Here is a 15764-nt window from a genome sequence, read left to right as displayed (position 1 = left end):
TTATCCACAGGCTGTGTGTATTCGCTAGAGGTTCTTCCTCAGGAACGCGATGTCGTCGGCCTGACCCTCGCCGGGCGTCTCCACCACGATGGGCGCGGCGGCCGCGCGGCAGACCGCCAGGATGAGCTCGGGGTCGATCTTCCCGTTGCCCAGGTTGGCGTGCCGGTCGGCACCGGAGTCGAACTCGTCGCGCGAGTCGTTGCAGTGCACCAGGTCAATGCGCCCGGTGATCGCCTTGACCCGGTCGACCAGGTCGAGGAGCTCCTCCCCGCCCGCGTGCGCGTGGCAGGTGTCGAGGCAGAAGCCCACGTCGAAGCCGTCGAGCGCGTCCCAGAGCCGGGCGATGCGATCGAGCCGGCGGGCTATCGCGTTGTCGCCGCCCGCGGTGTTCTCGATCAGCACCGGGATCGGGCACTCCATGCGTTCGAACACCTTGCGCCAGTTGTCGAACCCGATCTGCGGGTCCTCGTTCTTGTTCAGGTGGCCGCCGTGCACGATCAGGCCCTTGGCGCCGAGCCCGGCCGCCGCCTCCAGGTGCTGGGCGAGCAGCTTGCGGCTGGGAATCCTGATGCGGTTGTTGGTGGTGGCCACGTTGATCAGGTAGGGCGCGTGGATGTAGATGTCGACGCCCTCGACCGGCTCGGCCGGCAGTACGGGCTTCTTGTAGCCCTGTGGATCGCCCAGGAAGAACTGCACCACCTCGGCCCCGATCGCGGCGGCGTGGGCGGCTGGGTCGTCCTGACCTACGTGAGCTCCGATGCGCACCATGTCACGAGCTTATCCGTTTGGAGCAGAGGGCTCAGGGAAGTCGCCAGGCGCCCCCTACGCGAGGAGAACGATATGACGCGCTGGCGCTGGCGCTCACTGATCTTCTTATTCTGGGTTCTTATCGGCATCTATGTGGCCTGGGTCTACCACTACATCACCCCGGGGATCCTGCGGAACATCGCGGAGGCGCTCCTCGCGGTCTTCCTCTGGTTCCTGGTGCTGCTCGGTGTGGATCTGCATATCGGTAAATGACCTGAGACGAACGGTCCCGGCCCGGCCGGGACCGTTTCGCGGGGCACAGGCCGCTTTACGGCACGCGGGGCACAGGCCGCTTTACGGCAGGAATCCGCCGTGCGCGATGCCGAGCGCGACGCCGACGAACGACGCCACCAGGCCGATGATGTTCAGGGAGCGCTGGGGCGTGGTCACCGAGACGTACTGGGAGTAGAGCCCCATCCCAAATCCAAGCGTGCCGAACCACGCGGAGATCGGGTGGGCGGTGACGAAGAACGTCGAGACGAAGGCCACCAGCCCGCACGCGAGTGTGGCGATGGCCAGGACGTTCTCGATCGGGTGCGGCGCCCCGTCGCTGTTGAGCGTGAGTCTGAACCGCTGGGTCTCCGGTGGTTGAAGGATGTGCGGCACTAATGTCACCCCCATGGGTTTCCTACAGGTCCTTCCCATCCGCGAGCGGCTGGTAACCTGGTCAAGCTGCGTTGTGATGGGTGATCCATCAGCCTGGGACGCCGAAAGGGGCGTCCGGGTCCTGACGTCAGCGTCCTCCTGTCACGGCAGAGTGTCGTGACCGCAAAAGTCCAGAGGAGGTTGGAGTCCCGCATGCGTCGTTACGAAGTAATGGTCATTCTGGACCCTTCGCTCGATGAGCGCACTGTGGCGCCGTCCCTCGACCAGTTCCTCACTGTCGTCCGCAACGACGGCGGCACTGTGGAGAAGGTCGACGTCTGGGGCCGTCGCCGTCTTGCCTACGACATCGACAAGAAGTCTGAAGGCATCTACGCCGTCATCGATCTGTCCGCGGAGCCCGCGACGGTCAAGGAGCTCGACCGGCAGATGAACCTCAACGAGGGCATCCTGCGCACCAAGGTTCTCCGCCCCGACGTGCACTAAGCAGCCGTTGCCCGGCTTTTTGTCGGGCGGCAGCCGTACTCTGAGCCGTAACCAAAGCGAAGGCGTGCAGGAAGGCGAGCGCAAGCCATGGCAGCAGGCGACACCGTAATCACCATCGTCGGCAATCTTGTCGACGACCCGGAGCTGCGCTTCACCCCCACGGGTCAAGCCGTGGCTCGATTCCGCATCGCGTCCACTCCGCGGTTCATGGACCGCCAGACCAACGAGTGGAAAGACGGCGAAAGCCTCTTTCTGACGTGCAACGTGTGGCGGCAGGCGGCGGAGAACGCCGCCGAGAGCCTCCAGCGCGGCATGCGGGTCATCGTGCAGGGGCGGCTCAAGCAGCGGTCTTACGAGACCAAGGAAGGCGAGAAGCGCACGGTCTACGAAGTCGAGGTCGACGAGGTCGGCCCGTCTCTGCGTAACGCCACGGCCAAGGTCAACCGCACCACCCGTCAGGGTGGCGGCGGTGGCGGCGGCGGTTTCGGTGGCGGCCCGGCCGACGACCCGTGGGCCTCCGCGTCGCCCGCTCCGCCCCAGGGCGGCGGCGGTTTCGGCGGCGGCGGTGGCGGTGGCGGCTACCAGGGCGGCGGTCAGCAGGGCGGCTCCGGCGGCTCCGGCGGCTTCGGCGGCGGCAACGACTTCAGCGACGAACCGCCTTTCTAATTCCAGTTCACCAGCTCGAGTCCATTCCCGCTTGACGGCGGGGCTCTGAAAGGAGCACCACGATGGCAAAGCCGGCACTGCGCAAGCCCAAGAAAAAGGTTTGCCTGTTCTGCCATGACAAGATCTCCTACGTCGACTACAAGGACACGGCTCTGCTGCGGAAGTTCATTTCCGACCGCGGCAAGATCCGGGCCCGCCGGGTGACGGGCAACTGCACCCAGCACCAGCGTGACGTGGCGACCGCGATCAAGAACGCCCGTGAGGTGGCTCTGCTGCCTTACACGAGCACCGCGCGCTAAGGGAGGACTGTCGATATGAAGCTCATCCTCACCAACGAGGTCTCCGGCCTCGGCACCCCTGGCGACATCGTCGAGGTCAAGGACGGCTACGGCCGTAACTTCCTTATCCCGCGCGGCTACGCCATGCGCTGGACGCGTGGCGCCGAGAAGCAGATCGAGTCGATCAAGAAGGCTCGTGACGCTCGCGAGATCCGCGACCTGGGCACGGCCAAGGAGGTCGCCGGCCAGCTCGGCGCCCTGCGCGTGCGCCTGGTCACCCGCGCGGGCGACTCCGGCCGCCTGTTCGGGTCGATCACCACGGGTGACGTCGCCGATGCCGTCAAGGCCGCCGGCGGTCCGATCCTCGACCGCCGTCGCATCGAGATCGTCAACCCGATCAAGAGCGTCGGCTCGCACAAGGTCAGCGTCAAGCTGCACCCCGAGGTCTCGGCGTCGGTCGACGTCGAGGTCGTCGCCGGCTGACGACTCTCAGCCTCGCCGCTGCCCCCTCTCGCCCGCGAGAGGGGGCAGCGGTGTCTCTATGGCCGGTATGGGTGCAGGTGGGGGACATAGTTCACGCTCCGGCAGCGTAGGATTTGCTCGTTCTTCCCGCGCCCCTTCCCTGGAGGCCCCCAGCCATGGCCCGACCCTCGATGCTGCTGGCCGTTGGCGTGCTCGCGGCGGCGGCCGTCGCCTGCGCCCCCGCCGACACTCCGCCGAGCGGCGCCACGCTCAGTCCCACGGCGTCCACCGCGTGCACCAAGGACCAGCTCAAGCTCGTCAACGCGGGCAAACTGACGATCGCCACCGACAAGCCCGCCTTCGAGCCGTGGTTCAAGGACGACGACCCGAGCAACGGCCAGGGCTTCGAGAGCGCGGTCGCGTTCGCCGTCGCGGGTGAGCTCGGCTTCGACCGCTCCGAGGTGCAGTGGAGCACGGTCAAGTTCGACTCGGCCTTCGCACCGGGGGCCAAGCAGTTCGACTTCGACATCAACGAGGTCTCGATCACCCCCGACCGGGCCAAGGCGGTCGACTTCAGCCACGGCTACTACACGGTCAAGCAGGCCATCGTGGCCATGGAGGACGGCAAGTTCGCCGGCGCGAAGAGCCTGGCCGAGCTCAAGGACGCCAAGATAGGCGTACAGGTCGGCACAACATCCCTCAACGCGGTCAAAGAGGTCATCAAGCCCGGTGCCGAGCCCAACGTCTACACCGATCAGATCGACGCCATCAACGCGCTGAAGAACAAGCAGGTCGACGCGGTCGTCGTGGACCTGCCCACGGCCTTCTACGTGACGGCCGCGCAGGTCGAGAAGTCGAAGATCGTCGGCCAGTTCAGCTCGACCGGAGGCACGCCGGAGGAGTTCGGCCTGGTCATGGAGAAGGGCGGCGCGCTCAAGCCGTGCGTCGACAAGGCCGTCGACGCGCTGAAGTCCAAGGGCGAGCTGACCAAGATCGAGCAGCAGTGGCTCAGCGCGGCCGCGGGCGCGCCCGAGCTGAAGTGAGCGAGCTTCAGGTGAGAGAGCTTGAGGTGAGTGCGCTTGAGGTGAGTGTGCTTGAGGTTAATGAGCCTGAAGTGAGTGAGCTGGAGTGAGTGAGAGCGCCGCGGGCTGGGTCAAGAGCGAGCGGCAGCTCGAACGCGAGCGGGTCCGCAAGTCGCGGGCCCGGCGCTCGACGTCCATCGCCAGTGCCTCGACGATCGTCTTCCTCGTCCTCGCCGTGGTGGTGGTCACCCACTCGCCCGGCTGGCCGCGGGTGCGGGAGTCGTTCTTCAACCCGGAGTGGTTCGTCAAGGCGTGGCCGGAGGTCCTGACCGGGTTCCTGCTCAATATCAAGATCTTCCTGATCGCGGAGCCGCTGATCCTGCTCGTCGGGGTGCTGGTGGCCCTGGCCCGCACCGTCACGGCGCCCGCCTTCTTCCCGGTCCGGGCGCTGGCCACGCTCTACACCGACATCTTCCGCGGCGTGCCGACGATCCTGGTCATCTACCTGGTCGGCTTCGGGTTGCCCGCGCTCAGGCTGCAGGGCATTCCGACGGATCTTGCCACGCTCGGCATCATCGGCCTGACGCTCTCGTACGGCGCGTACGTGGCCGAGGTGTTCCGCGCGGGCATCGAGTCGGTCCATCCCAGCCAGGTGGCGGCGGCCCGCTCGCTCGGTCTGAGCCACGTCAAGGCGATGCGCTTCGTCGTGCTCCCACAGGCCACCCGCCGGGTCGTCCCGCCGCTGCTCAACGACTTCATCTCCCTGCAGAAGGACACGGCGCTGGTGGCCACCATCGGGCCGCTGGAGGCGCTGAGGTCGGCGCAGATCATCGCGGCCAGCAAGTTCAACTACACGCCTTACCTGGTGGCGTCGCTGCTGTTCATCCTGCTCACGATCCCGCTGGCGCGCTTCACCGACCACCTGGCCGCGCGTACACGAAGGAGGCGCGGATGAGCCTGCTGACCATCGACGGGGTGTGGAAGAACTTCCGCGGCCACAGCGTCCTGCGCGGCATCGACCTGGAGGTACGCCCGCACGAGGTGGTCAGCCTGATCGGCGCCTCAGGGTCGGGCAAGTCCACGCTGCTGCGCTGCGTCAACCTGCTGGAGACCATCGACGACGGCGCGATCCACCTCGACGGGCAGGAGATCACCGACCCTCGCGCGGACGTCGACGACGTACGCAGGCGGCTGGGCATCGTGTTCCAGGCGTTCAACCTGTTCCCGCACATGACGGTGCTCGACAACATCACGCTCGCGCCCCGGCGGGTGCACGGGGTGGCCAAGGCCGCGGCGGAGGAACAGGCGGGGGAGCTGCTGGCCCGGTTCGGGCTGGCGAACAAGGCCCGCTCCTACCCCGACCAGCTCTCCGGCGGCCAGCAGCAGCGGGTGGCCATCGTCCGCGCGCTGGCCACCAAGCCACGGCTGATGCTGCTCGACGAGGTCACCTCGGCGCTCGACCCGGTGCTGGTGGTGGAGGTGCTCCAGGTCATCAGGGAGCTCAAGGACTCAGGCATGACGATGATCCTGGCGACGCACGAGATGGGTTTCTGCCGCGACATCTCCGACACGGTGTGCTTCCTGGACGGCGGGGTCATGCTGGAGAAGGGCCCACCGGAGCTGATCTTCACCGACCCGGAGCATGCCCGTACGAGGGACTTCCTACGGGCCGTGCTGGACTCCGGGCGCCTCTAGCCGGGCATCCACGAACGTTCGTCGGAGGGGGTCCCTCAGGACCTCAACCACGACGGGCCGTTTTCGTCCGCTCCCCCCGAAGGGGCCTCCCAGGGGGAATCCCCACCACGACGGGCCGTTTTCGTCCGCTTCCCCCGAAGGGGCCTCCCAGCCGCGACGGACCGTCTTCATCCACCCCCCCGAAGGGGGTATCCCTCCCAAGGGACACCAGCCACCACCGACCGTCACAGGGATGGGGACGGTCGCGACGAACCCACCCAGGCAGGGCTCTCAACGCCTATGACGGCCTCCGGAGTGGTTCAGCGAGGGCAGCTCAGGCTGGGCCAGCAGGCTGTGGCGTCGGCCGTACCCGAGGTAGACGAGCAGGCCGAAGGCCATCCACAGGGCGAACCACGCCCAGGTGAGCACCTGCAGGTTCACCATCAGCCAGAGCGTCGCCACCAGGGACAGCGCGGGCAGGAGCGGCGAGAGCGGGACCCGGAAGCCGCGGTCCAGGTGCGGCATCCGGCGCCGCATGACGATCACGCCCGCCGCGACGAACATGAACGCGAACAGCGTCCCGATCACCACCAGCTGCTGCAGCGTGAACACCGGCACGAGCTCGGCCAGCAGGATCGCGACCACTCCGATGAGCAGCGTCACCCGCGTGGGGGTGTGATACCTGCGGCTGATCGTGGCCAGACGGCGCGGCATCAGGCCGTCGCGGGCGATCGAGAACAGTACGCGCGTCTGCCCCACGATCAGCACCAGGATGACCGTGGTCAGCCCGAGCACCCCGCCGATGTCGATGACATGCGCCATCCAGTCGACACCCACCACGCGGAACGCGCTGGACAGCGGTGAGTCGGGGGAGATGCCGGTGTAGGGGATCATGCCGACCATGACCACGGCCACCGCGAGGTAGATGATCGTGGCGATCACCAGGCTGCGGATCATGCCCTTGGGGATGGCCCTGGAGGCGTTCACGGTCTCCTCGGCGGCGGTGGCGACGACGTCGAAGCCGATGTACGCGAACGCGATGGCCGAGGCCGCCGCGAACACGCCGAACCAGCCGAACGCGTGGCTCTGCCCCACGATCATGTCGAGCACGGTCGCCGCCGGGGTGGCCGGGGGCTTCGGCTCGGTGTAGAGGTCGCCGAAGTTGGCCACTTTGACGTAGCGCGCCCCGACGACGATGACCGCCCCGATGGCCAGCAGCTTGGCCGCCACCATCACCCACAGCGCCCGCAGCCCGACCCGCGCGTTGAGCGCCACGACGCTCGTCAGCACCACCAGGATGAACAGGACGAACACGTCCTCGACCACGTTCTGGTACGGCAGGCGCACCCCGAACCCGGTGATCGCCCGGACCGTGATCAGGGCCCAGGCCCTGGCCACCACGGCGACGGCCAGTTCCAGCTCCAGGATCAGCGCCCAGCCGATGATCCACGCCCATACCTCGCCGAAGATGACGTAGGTGAAGGTGTAGGCGCTGCCCGACGTCGGCATCGTGGACGACAGCTCGGCGTAACACAGGCAGGCCAGCAGGCAGGCGATCCCGGCGATCATGAACGACAGGATCACTCCGGGGCCCGCCATGGTCGCGGCCTGCTGCCCGGCGATGCTGAAGATGCCCGCGCCGATCATCACGCCGAGCCCGAGCACGACCAGATCAGCGGGCCGGTAGAGCTCGGCGAGGCTGTGGCGCGCGCCTGTGCGTAACCCGGTCGCCGCGTCGGGCGGCAGTCGCCGGAGGATTGTCGACAAAGGCACACCCCGCTCAGGGAACCCGCCCACAGTGTCGCACCACACGCGTAACAGCAAGCACGGGACGATTACGCCCCGGTCACCAGCCATGCCGTGCCGAGCGCCCGCTGTCCCAGCGTGATCAAACGTGCGATCATCCACGCTCCGAGCGCGCACCAAAGTGCGACGATGCCGAACCCCGAGGCGAGAAAGGCGCAGGGCAGGTACGCCAGCGTCGTCCACAGGGCCGCCCACGCGAGGTAACGCTGGTCACCCGCGCCGATCAGCACCCCGTCGAGCACGAACACCACGCCGCAGATCGGCTGGAACAGCGCCACCGGCCAGAGCACGGCCAGCAGCTGCTCGGTCACCTGTGGATCGGCGTCGAACAGGCCGGGCAGCAGCGGCCGGGCCGCGACGACGAGCACGCCGAGCACGAACCCGGACCAGAGGCCCCATTGCACCATGCGCCGGGTGGCGGCCCTGGTGGCGGCCACGTCGCCGGCGCCGAGCGTACGGCCGGTGATGGCCTGGCCGGCGATGGCGATGGCGTCCAGGGCGAAGGCCAGCAGTGTCCAGACCTGGGTGGCGATGGCGTACGCGGCCAGCTGGGCCTGGCCCATCCTGGTGGCCACCACGGTCGCCGCGACCAGCACGACGCGTAGGCAGAGGGTCCTGATGAGCAGCGCGACGCCGGCCGTACCTGCCTGCTTGACGCCCGCAGGGTGTGGCGTGAGCGGTATGCCGAGCCGCAGTGCGCCCCTGGCCACCACGACGAGGTAGACGGCCGCACCCAGCGTCTGAGCCAGCACGGTGCCCCAGGCCGAGCCCGCGATGCCCCAGTGCAGTCCGAGCACGAACCACGCGTTCAGCCCGGCGTTGAGCGCGAATGAGCCCACCGCCACGGTCAGCGGCGTGACCGTGTCCTGCAGGCCGCGCAGCACGCCCGTCCCGGCCAGCACGACCAGCATGCCGGGCGCGCCGAGCAGGGAGATGCGCAGGTATGTCGTGGCCTGCCCGGCCTGCTCCGGCACCGCCCCGAACAGTCCGACGATCGACGGGGCGAGCGGCCAGCAGATCGCGATGAGGGCGGCGCCGATGGCCAGCGCGAGCCAGATGCCGTCCACACCGCTGCGCATCGCCGTGGCGTGATTGCCCGCGCCGCTCTGGCGGGCGACGGACGCCGTCGTGCCGTACGCGAGGAAGACGCAGAGGTTCACCACCGTGGCCAGGATCGTGCCCGCGACGCCCAGGGCGCCCAAGGCGGTGGTGCCCAGCCCGTGTCCCACGATGGCATAGTCGGCGAGCAGGAAGAGCGGCTCGGCGACCAGCGCGCCGAACGCGGGCACGGCCAGGCGCAGAATCTCCCGGTCCTGCAGCGTAATGGGCATCTACCCATTATGGCCATTACACGGCGTGTCGGGCCAACTTTCTTTCCTCCACAGCCGGTGGACAAAGTTTCGCCAGGTCAGAAGGGGTGCTGTGGATTGTGGACAGAGTTATCCACAGCTCTGTCCACAGTTGTTTCACACCCTGAGCCGAATAGTGCACAGCTTGACCACAGGGTTGTCCACAGGCCGCGTTGCCGTCTCACCGCGAACCCGCGAAACTGTCAGACCGGTCGACTACAAGTGGGGGTGGTGCGACCGCCTGCAAGGTGTTGAGGGGGCGCGGTGAGTATTGACGAAGAGGGCGGCGGAGGCCCGGGTTTCGAGCGCACGCCGCCCAGCAACATCGAGGCGGAGCAGTCGGTGCTGGGCGGCATGCTGCTGTCCAAGGACGCGATCGCCGACGTGGTGGAGCTCATCCGCTCCGACGACTTCTACCGGCCCGCCCACCAGATGATCTATGACGTCATCACCGACCTCTACGGCCGGGGTGAGCCCGCCGACGCGGTCACCGTCTTCGACGATCTGCAGAAGCGCGGCGAGATGGCCCGGGTCGGGGGTGCCGCCTACCTCCACACGCTGACGGCCGTCGTCCCCACCGCGGCCAACGCCGGCTACTACGCGAAGATCGTCCGCGAGCAGGCCATTCTCCGCCGCCTCATCGAGGCCGGCACGCGCATCGTCTCCTTCGGCTACGGCGGCCAGAACGAAGAGGTCGACGACCTGGTCGACCGCGCGCAGGCGGAGATCTACAAGGTCACCGAGCGGCGCACGTCCGAGGACTACGCGCCGCTGGCCGACATCATGCCGGGCGCCCTCGACGAGCTGGAGGCCATCGGCAGCCGCAGCGGCCAGATGGTCGGCGTGCCGACCGGCTTCGTGGACCTCGACCAGCTCACCAACGGCCTGCACCCGGGCCAGATGATCGTCGTCGCCGCCCGCCCGGCCATCGGGAAAAGCACCCTAGGTCTAGATTTCGCCCGTTCTGCGGCTATCAAGCATGGGATGACCACCGTCATCTTCTCGCTGGAAATGTCGCGCAACGAGATCACGATGCGTCTGCTGTCGGCCGAGGCACGGGTGGCGCTGCACGCCATGCGGTCGGGCACGATGGGCGACGACGACTGGACCAGGCTGGCCCGGCGGATGAGCGAGGTGGCCGAGGCGCCGCTGTTCATCGACGACTCGCCCAACATGTCGATGATGGAGATCCGGGCCAAGTGCCGGCGCCTGAAACAGCGCAACGACCTGCGCTTCGTGGTCATCGACTATCTCCAGCTGATGAGCTCGCCGAAGAAGACCGAGAGCCGCCAGAACGAGGTCTCGGAGATCTCCCGTGCTATCAAGCTGCTGGCCAAGGAGCTGGAGGTGCCGGTCATCGCGATCTCCCAGCTCAACCGAGGCCCCGAGCAGCGCACGGACAAGCGTCCCGCGGTCAGTGACCTGCGCGAATCTGGAAGTATTGAGCAAGATGCGGATATGGTCATTTTGCTCCATCGCGAGGATGCGTACGAGCGTGAGTCGCCCAGGGCGGGTGAGGCGGACCTTATCGTTGCCAAGCATCGAAATGGGCCAACAGCCACCGTCACTGTCGCCTTCCAGGGCCACTACAGCCGCTTCGTCGACATGGCCCAGCACTAGGGCCGGCATCTTTAGGGTCCACGATTCCGTGAGCAATCTCCCCGATCATGAGCACGGTCCGAGCAAATCCGTGTGACCTGAGCGTTGGTAACGCTCTGCGATGTCGGACTTACGGGATCTTCGTGATTCCTGGGGCGGAAGTGTCGCGGATCCCTACGCTCCGGATGTGGCGGGACAAGACGTGGGCGGAGCGTCGCGGTCGCGAAGTTCCCATGGCGTTCGTCCGGTACGCAGACGAGTCCGTGCTTAGGTGGGCCGATGTCGCGGAGTCGGTGCCGTGGCGCCGTGTTCGATCCATGCATGGGAAGGCCCATCGCAACTGGTTCGCCCGCGAGTACGTCGAGCAGGCCCAACACTGGCGGATCCAGCCGACGAGACCCGCGTGAGGCAATCGACACTCGCTCGAAACGCGGCGAAGTGGGGATCCCCCTCAGATCACCCGGCATCTCCGAGGTGCTGCCCTCCCGCCGCACCGTCTGAGCAACAAGAGTTCGCCTCCTCGCAGTAGTACCGGCCAGCAGGGGGCGTTGACGGTGCTAGCTATTTCAGTCATAATTGAAATGACTAGCAACTTGGAGAATAGGCCGGGCCAACCATGGAATGCGTGAACTTCAACAGCCTCGGAACCCGCTGCGCGGGCGATCTGTACCTCCCCGAGGTCAGCGGTCCAGTCCCCGGCTTGGTGCTCGGACACAGCGGGGTCATGGTCAAGGAGGCCCTGGCATTCTTCGCGCCGTACTTCGTCAAGGCCGGGTTCGCGGTGTTGGCCATCGACTACCGCACGGTGGGTGCCAGCGACGGCGAACCACGGGGCCAGGACTATCCGGAACGGCAGGTGGAGGACTTCCGCAGCGCCGTCTCCTACCTGCGAACACGCCCAGAGGTGCAGCCGGAGCGCATCGGCGTGTGGGGGGTCAGCATCGGCGGCTCGGTGGCGGCCCAGGCTGCCGTGCTCGATCGGCGCATCAAATGTGTCGTGGTGCAGAGCCCCAGCGTGTGGAACGGATGGCGTTACCTGGACCGCCTCTTGGGCCGTGCCGGCGTCCACGCGCTACGCGACAGTCTTGACGAGGACTGGCAGCGGCGTAACGAAGGCGGGCAGAGCGCGCGGGTGCCGCACCTGACGCTGGACCACAAGAGCGTGCAGGATACCCCGGACATGTCGACTCAGCTGTTTCCCAGGTACCGCAACGAGAAGACCCTGGACTCCACCGAGCACATGCTCACCTTCGCGCCGGAGAACCTCATCCACCGTCTGGCGCCGACGCCGCTGTTGATGATCGCCAACGGCGGGTGGGACCCCTACCACATGCTCGAGGAGGCACAAAGCGCCTTCGACAAGGCTGGAGAACCCAAGCGGCTGGAGGTGCTGCCCTACGACGTGCTCGGCCTATATACCGGCCCGGGTCTGGAGGAGGCGATGGCGCTCGCGATCGACTGGTTCGACCTCTACCTGCGCAGGACCCGGCTCGCGGACATCACCCCGACACCCACCTTCGAGTCGGTGACGGCCATGACACCATGAGCCCGCACGCGATCAATGAAGGAGGATGCGACATGTCCGGCCAACTGCAGCGGGAACGACTGCTCCGGTGGGTGGAGCGAGTGGCCGCCTTCTGCGTCGAGGAATGGGGACTGCCCCCCATCACCGGGCGCATCCTCGGGTGGCTGATGATCTGCGATCCGGCCGAGCAGTCCGCCGGTCAGATCGCTGAGGTGATCGGGGCCAGTCGCGCGTCGCTCACCTCGAACATGCGGTTCCTCACGGCCATCGGACTGGTCAAGAAAGTGAGAAAGCCCGGCGATCGCACCGCCTACTACCGCATCGAAGACGACGCCTGGCAGAAGGTCATCCAGCGCAAGCTCGAAAGCTTGAGCGCGTTCGGTGAAATCGCCGACGAAGGGCTCGACATCGCAGGCGGCGAGGGCCCCCGCGCCGAGCGCATCAAGGCCGCCCATGACTCCCTGACCTGGCTGCAAAACCTCGCAGCCCGCCATCCACTACGCCGTTAAGGAAAGCGCCCATGCATCGCCGGCAACCCGAACTCGGGCTGATCCAGGAAACGCTGCTGCTCACTCTCTATGCCAGGGCCCTAGACGCCGAGCTGCCCAGCCCGATCCTTGGCGACACGCTCTCCGCCGAACTGGCCGACACTATTGACTACGATTTTCGCAGGCTGAAGGTCAAGCCCAACCTGGTCGTCACCACCGCGCTGCGCGCCAAGAAGCTCGACGACGTCGTCCGCGCGTACATCGCCACCCATCCTGAATGCGTGGTGCTGGACCTGGGATGCGGCCTGGACACTCGGATGGCCCGCTGTGATCCTCCCGCGAACGTCGACTGGTACGACATCGACTTCCCGGAGGTCGTGGATCTCCGATCCGAGTGCCTGCCCGGCCGTTCCCATCTGATCGCAGCCGACCTCACCAAACCCGGCTGGTTGGACACCATCCCCGGAGACCGCCCAGCAGTGATCATCGCCGAGGGACTACTCCCGTTCATGCCCGGCGACTCCTTCCAGCAAATGACCCGCGAGCTGGCCGGTCACTTCCCATCAGGCGAGCTCGCGCTCAACGGCTACACGCGATTCGCCGCCTGGGCCATGAAGTACCACCCGACCATCAAGGCACTCGGCATCAAGGCCGCCCAGGGCTTCGACGACCCACACGAACCCGAGGACTGGAACGCCGACCTCGAACTGGTCGAGGAGGAAATGCTGACCCGCGCACCTGAAGTAGCGCGGTTCCCGCAACCGCTGCGCGCATTCACCCGACTCACCGCCCGCAACACGGCCCTGTCACGGCAGGGAGCGCGCATACTCCGCTACCAGTTCTGACCCGCACCAGCACGCGCCATCTCCTACGGCGAGAAGAGCCAGGCGCGGGAGCACAGCTGCCGTGCTCGGCGTTGACCGTGCCGACCTGCGCTGCCTCGAACTGCGCAACCAACACGACGAGCCGACCCGAAGCCGCCTGGGGCCAGGGCTCGGCCTGACCACCGGCAGCGTGACCGCGCATGCTGAAGCTGCGCGCCATCAACCAAGCGCCTTCTGCGGAGGCTGACGCCCCAGCCGCCGCCACTTGACCACGTCTCCGGTCAGGACGGACGGAGCCGTTCGGCGATGTCGAGCCAGACGGTGACCTCGGTGGCGGTGAAGTGCCGGATCGCCCAGTCGACCATGCGCAGGCTCATGTGCGCCCAGCACGCGGGCTCCGCCTCCTCGGACACCATTCCGTCCAGGGGCCGAGCGAGCTCCGGGGCCCGGTGCGTGAGGTCGAAACGCAGCGTGAAGAGGTCGAAGTCCGCGTCACCCCGCGTGGCGCCGTCCCAGTCGATCACTCCGGTGACCGTGCCGGAGGCGTCGACCAGCACGTTCTCGGGATGGAAGTCGGTGTGGACGAGGTCGGCGCCGTCCAGCCGCTCGGGGTGGGCGGCGCCGATCTCCTCGACCTGGTCGAGCAGCCGGCGGGTGCGGCTGTCGTACGTCCGCAGCGGCTCGTGCAGGCAGAAGCCCGGCCCGTCGGTGCGCAGGAAGAGCGCGAACGCGGGCAGGTCCGTACGGCCGGCCAGCAGGCCACGGCAGCGCCGGTTGACGTCGAGCATCGACTCGATGGTGACCCGGGAGGGCTCGCGCGGGGGAGAGCCCGGCAACAGCTCCTGCACCACGACCGGCGGGCGCACCAGCTCGTACCGCGGCGCCGGGACGCCCGCCGCCCGGGCCACCTCCAGCAGCGCGCCGACATCGGGTCCGCGGGTGAGCACCGACCGGTGGCCGTCGGGCCAGCGCACGTACGCGGCTCCGACCTGGCCGCCGGGGCACGGGCCCTCATAGACGAGGGGGACGTCGAGCTCGCGCAGGACGTCGTCGATGTCGAGGCGGGGTACACGGGGGAGTGTCATGAAGACCGATCTTCACCGGTTCTCCAGCTGTGACACAAGCCGTCGCCAACAGCGGTGTGACACAACAGACAGCGGCTCCCGGAATCCCGGCTGATCGTCGCGGTGCTGCAAGGAGAGAGTGAGCTTCAACTGAAGGGAAGCACGCCATGACCATCCTCGTCGCCTACGACGGCTCAGCCGACTCGCGCGCCGCCATCGAGTTCGCGGCCAAGCACCTGGCCGCCGAGCCCACGCTCATCGTGACCGTGTGGGAGCCGCTGCTCGTGCAGCTCAAGAGGTATCCGCTGGCCGGTGTCGCGGTCCTCCCCGACTCCGGTGAGGAGTGGCGGGTCGAGGCCGAGCAGTACGCCAAGGAAGGGGCCGAGCTGGCGATCGCCGCCGGGCTCGCGGATGTGACGTATCGGGCGGTGGCCGACAACGAGTCGATCTGGCGGACGATCGTGGACGTCGCGGACGAGGTCAACGCGTCGCTGGTCGTCACGGGGTCGCGAGGACTGGCCGGCGTGCGCTCCGTGCTCCTGGGCAGCGTCTCCAACCATGTGCTGCACCACGCCCACCGGCCGACCCTGATCGTCCCACCGACCAAGCACTAGCAGGCGGCCTGTGGGGCCGAGCAGCCGTCCTTGGACGGGGTGAGCCGGGTGTCGATGCGCCTGGCGCCTGGTCCCTCGTTGCCCAGCCGGTCGTGCGGGTTGGCCAGCGCGCACCGGTCGAGCGACAGGCACCCGCACCCGATGCACTCCGTGAGGTCGTCGCGGAGCCGCTGCAGCTGCTCGATCCGGTCGTCGAGCTCGCTGCGCCAGGCCGCCGACAGCCGCGCCCAGTCGTCACGGGTGGGCGTGCGCTCCTCGGGCAGCTCGCCGAGGGCGTCCTTGATGGTCCGCAGCGGTATGCCCAGCCGCTGCGACAGCCGGACGAACGCGACCCGCCGCAGCGTGTCACGGGTGTAGCGCCGCTGGTTGCCGGCGGTGCGGCGGCTCCCGATGAGCCCCTTGGCCTCGTAGAAGTGCAGCGCCGACACGGCCACGCCGCTGCGCTCGGCGAGCTGGCCGACCGTCAGCTCCTTGGAGTTCCACGCCACCTTGGTCAT

General features: G+C 67.6%; 19 protein-coding genes. 13 read left to right on the top strand and 6 right to left on the bottom strand.

The annotated features are described in order from the left end of the window. Positions 1–24: 24 nt before the first annotated feature. Positions 25–768, bottom strand: coding sequence for a deoxyribonuclease IV (locus AB0H88_RS45460; protein ID WP_225300942.1), 744 nt, complete (start codon positions 766–768; stop codon positions 25–27). Between the two features lie 72 nt (positions 769–840). Here AB0H88_RS45460 and AB0H88_RS45455 point away from each other — a divergent pair, with 72 nt between their 5' ends. Beyond that, complete coding sequence (locus AB0H88_RS45455; RefSeq protein ID WP_357655312.1) at positions 841–1020, top strand: hypothetical protein; 180 nt, start codon at positions 841–843, stop codon at positions 1018–1020. Positions 1021–1101: 81 nt separating this feature from the next. Here AB0H88_RS45455 and AB0H88_RS45450 read toward each other — a convergent pair whose 3' ends face one another. Further along, complete coding sequence (locus tag AB0H88_RS45450) at positions 1102–1428, bottom strand: hypothetical protein (RefSeq protein WP_357655309.1); 327 nt, start codon at positions 1426–1428, stop codon at positions 1102–1104. A gap of 177 nt (positions 1429–1605) precedes the next feature. On the opposite strand from AB0H88_RS45450, the gene rpsF reads away from it, so the two are divergent. From rpsF to AB0H88_RS45415, 7 genes are all read left to right on the top strand, one after another. After that, positions 1606–1896 (top strand): 30S ribosomal protein S6, encoded by a 291-nt coding sequence (gene rpsF, locus AB0H88_RS45445; RefSeq protein WP_026214314.1) that lies wholly within the window; start codon positions 1606–1608, stop codon positions 1894–1896. A gap of 87 nt (positions 1897–1983) precedes the next feature. Beyond that, complete coding sequence (locus tag AB0H88_RS45440) at positions 1984–2562, top strand: single-stranded DNA-binding protein (RefSeq protein ID WP_357655307.1); 579 nt, start codon at positions 1984–1986, stop codon at positions 2560–2562. A 62-nt stretch (positions 2563–2624) separates the two neighbouring features. Beyond that, complete coding sequence (gene rpsR / locus AB0H88_RS45435) at positions 2625–2861, top strand: 30S ribosomal protein S18 (RefSeq protein ID WP_020543048.1); 237 nt, start codon at positions 2625–2627, stop codon at positions 2859–2861. A 15-nt stretch (positions 2862–2876) separates the two neighbouring features. Further along, positions 2877–3323, top strand: a complete 447-nt coding sequence (rplI, locus tag AB0H88_RS45430; RefSeq protein WP_357655304.1) for a 50S ribosomal protein L9 — start codon at positions 2877–2879, stop codon at positions 3321–3323. A 155-nt stretch (positions 3324–3478) separates the two neighbouring features. Next, positions 3479–4345, top strand: a complete 867-nt coding sequence (locus AB0H88_RS45425) for an ABC transporter substrate-binding protein (protein ID WP_357655303.1) — start codon at positions 3479–3481, stop codon at positions 4343–4345. Between the two features lie 85 nt (positions 4346–4430). Then, positions 4431–5279 (top strand): amino acid ABC transporter permease, encoded by an 849-nt coding sequence (locus AB0H88_RS45420; RefSeq protein ID WP_357655300.1) that lies wholly within the window; start codon positions 4431–4433, stop codon positions 5277–5279. Further along, positions 5276–6019 carry an amino acid ABC transporter ATP-binding protein gene (locus tag AB0H88_RS45415; protein ID WP_357655298.1) on the top strand — a complete coding sequence of 248 codons (744 nt, stop codon included), beginning with the start codon at positions 5276–5278 and terminating at the stop codon, positions 6017–6019. The genes AB0H88_RS45420 and AB0H88_RS45415 overlap by 4 nt, the downstream gene beginning before the upstream one ends. 270 nt (positions 6020–6289) lie before the next feature. Here the strand turns inward: AB0H88_RS45415 and AB0H88_RS45410 are convergent, their stop codons facing one another. Both AB0H88_RS45410 and AB0H88_RS45405 read right to left on the bottom strand, forming a co-directional pair. Further along, positions 6290–7771, bottom strand: a complete 1482-nt coding sequence (locus AB0H88_RS45410) for an amino acid permease (RefSeq protein ID WP_357655295.1) — start codon at positions 7769–7771, stop codon at positions 6290–6292. A 62-nt stretch (positions 7772–7833) separates the two neighbouring features. Then, on the bottom strand, positions 7834–9135 hold the full coding sequence (locus AB0H88_RS45405) for an MATE family efflux transporter (protein ID WP_357655293.1): 1302 nt from the start codon (positions 9133–9135) through the stop codon (positions 7834–7836). A gap of 282 nt (positions 9136–9417) precedes the next feature. Between AB0H88_RS45405 and dnaB the strand changes: the two genes are divergently transcribed. The 4 genes from dnaB (at position 9418) to AB0H88_RS45385 (ending at position 13610) form a co-directional block, all read left to right on the top strand. After that, complete coding sequence (dnaB, locus tag AB0H88_RS45400) at positions 9418–10773, top strand: replicative DNA helicase (protein ID WP_357655291.1); 1356 nt, start codon at positions 9418–9420, stop codon at positions 10771–10773. Between the two features lie 604 nt (positions 10774–11377). Further along, positions 11378–12298: an alpha/beta fold hydrolase gene (locus tag AB0H88_RS45395; protein ID WP_357655288.1), complete on the top strand. Its 921-nt coding sequence runs from the start codon at positions 11378–11380 to the stop codon at positions 12296–12298. Between the two features lie 32 nt (positions 12299–12330). Then, positions 12331–12786 carry a transcriptional regulator gene (locus AB0H88_RS45390; RefSeq protein ID WP_357655286.1) on the top strand — a complete coding sequence of 152 codons (456 nt, stop codon included), beginning with the start codon at positions 12331–12333 and terminating at the stop codon, positions 12784–12786. A gap of 11 nt (positions 12787–12797) precedes the next feature. Continuing rightward, positions 12798–13610 carry a class I SAM-dependent methyltransferase gene (locus AB0H88_RS45385; RefSeq protein ID WP_357655284.1) on the top strand — a complete coding sequence of 271 codons (813 nt, stop codon included), beginning with the start codon at positions 12798–12800 and terminating at the stop codon, positions 13608–13610. 260 nt (positions 13611–13870) lie between these two features. Here AB0H88_RS45385 and AB0H88_RS45380 read toward each other — a convergent pair whose 3' ends face one another. Beyond that, positions 13871–14674: a phosphotransferase gene (locus AB0H88_RS45380; RefSeq protein WP_357655281.1), complete on the bottom strand. Its 804-nt coding sequence runs from the start codon at positions 14672–14674 to the stop codon at positions 13871–13873. A 146-nt stretch (positions 14675–14820) separates the two neighbouring features. On the opposite strand from AB0H88_RS45380, the gene AB0H88_RS45375 reads away from it, so the two are divergent. Beyond that, entirely contained in the window at positions 14821–15267 is a 447-nt protein-coding gene (locus AB0H88_RS45375; protein ID WP_357655279.1) for a universal stress protein, read from the top strand. Here the strand turns inward: AB0H88_RS45375 and soxR are convergent. Next, a complete protein-coding gene (gene soxR / locus AB0H88_RS45370) occupies positions 15264–15764 on the bottom strand; it encodes a redox-sensitive transcriptional activator SoxR (protein WP_357655277.1) in 501 nt (166 codons plus the stop codon). The genes AB0H88_RS45375 and soxR overlap by 4 nt on opposite strands.

The sequence above is a fragment of the Nonomuraea sp. NPDC050680 genome (assembly GCF_040654555.1).
Classification (GTDB): domain Bacteria; phylum Actinomycetota; class Actinomycetes; order Streptosporangiales; family Streptosporangiaceae; genus Nonomuraea.
This window is presented reverse-complemented; position numbering and strand designations above follow the sequence as displayed.

What these genes read in the sequence shown, in the direction of transcription:
- rplI (WP_357655304.1), top strand. Translation starts at nt 2,877, where the DNA reads ATGAAGCTCATCCTCACCAACGAGGTCTCCGGCCTCGGCACCCCTGGC.
- AB0H88_RS45460 (WP_225300942.1), bottom strand. Translation starts at nt 768, where the DNA reads ATGGTGCGCATCGGAGCTCACGTAGGTCAGGACGACCCAGCCGCCCAC.
- rpsF (WP_026214314.1), top strand. Translation starts at nt 1,606, where the DNA reads ATGCGTCGTTACGAAGTAATGGTCATTCTGGACCCTTCGCTCGATGAG.
- AB0H88_RS45375 (WP_357655279.1), top strand. Translation starts at nt 14,821, where the DNA reads ATGACCATCCTCGTCGCCTACGACGGCTCAGCCGACTCGCGCGCCGCC.
- AB0H88_RS45390 (WP_357655286.1), top strand. Translation starts at nt 12,331, where the DNA reads ATGTCCGGCCAACTGCAGCGGGAACGACTGCTCCGGTGGGTGGAGCGA.
- AB0H88_RS45385 (WP_357655284.1), top strand. Translation starts at nt 12,798, where the DNA reads ATGCATCGCCGGCAACCCGAACTCGGGCTGATCCAGGAAACGCTGCTG.
- AB0H88_RS45405 (WP_357655293.1), bottom strand. Translation starts at nt 9,135, where the DNA reads ATGCCCATTACGCTGCAGGACCGGGAGATTCTGCGCCTGGCCGTGCCC.
- rpsR (WP_020543048.1), top strand. Translation starts at nt 2,625, where the DNA reads ATGGCAAAGCCGGCACTGCGCAAGCCCAAGAAAAAGGTTTGCCTGTTC.
- AB0H88_RS45415 (WP_357655298.1), top strand. Translation starts at nt 5,276, where the DNA reads ATGAGCCTGCTGACCATCGACGGGGTGTGGAAGAACTTCCGCGGCCAC.
- AB0H88_RS45455 (WP_357655312.1), top strand. Translation starts at nt 841, where the DNA reads ATGACGCGCTGGCGCTGGCGCTCACTGATCTTCTTATTCTGGGTTCTT.
- AB0H88_RS45425 (WP_357655303.1), top strand. Translation starts at nt 3,479, where the DNA reads ATGGCCCGACCCTCGATGCTGCTGGCCGTTGGCGTGCTCGCGGCGGCG.
- AB0H88_RS45440 (WP_357655307.1), top strand. Translation starts at nt 1,984, where the DNA reads ATGGCAGCAGGCGACACCGTAATCACCATCGTCGGCAATCTTGTCGAC.
- soxR (WP_357655277.1), bottom strand. Translation starts at nt 15,764, where the DNA reads ATGACCAAGGTGGCGTGGAACTCCAAGGAGCTGACGGTCGGCCAGCTC.
- AB0H88_RS45450 (WP_357655309.1), bottom strand. Translation starts at nt 1,428, where the DNA reads ATGGGGGTGACATTAGTGCCGCACATCCTTCAACCACCGGAGACCCAG.
- AB0H88_RS45380 (WP_357655281.1), bottom strand. Translation starts at nt 14,674, where the DNA reads ATGACACTCCCCCGTGTACCCCGCCTCGACATCGACGACGTCCTGCGC.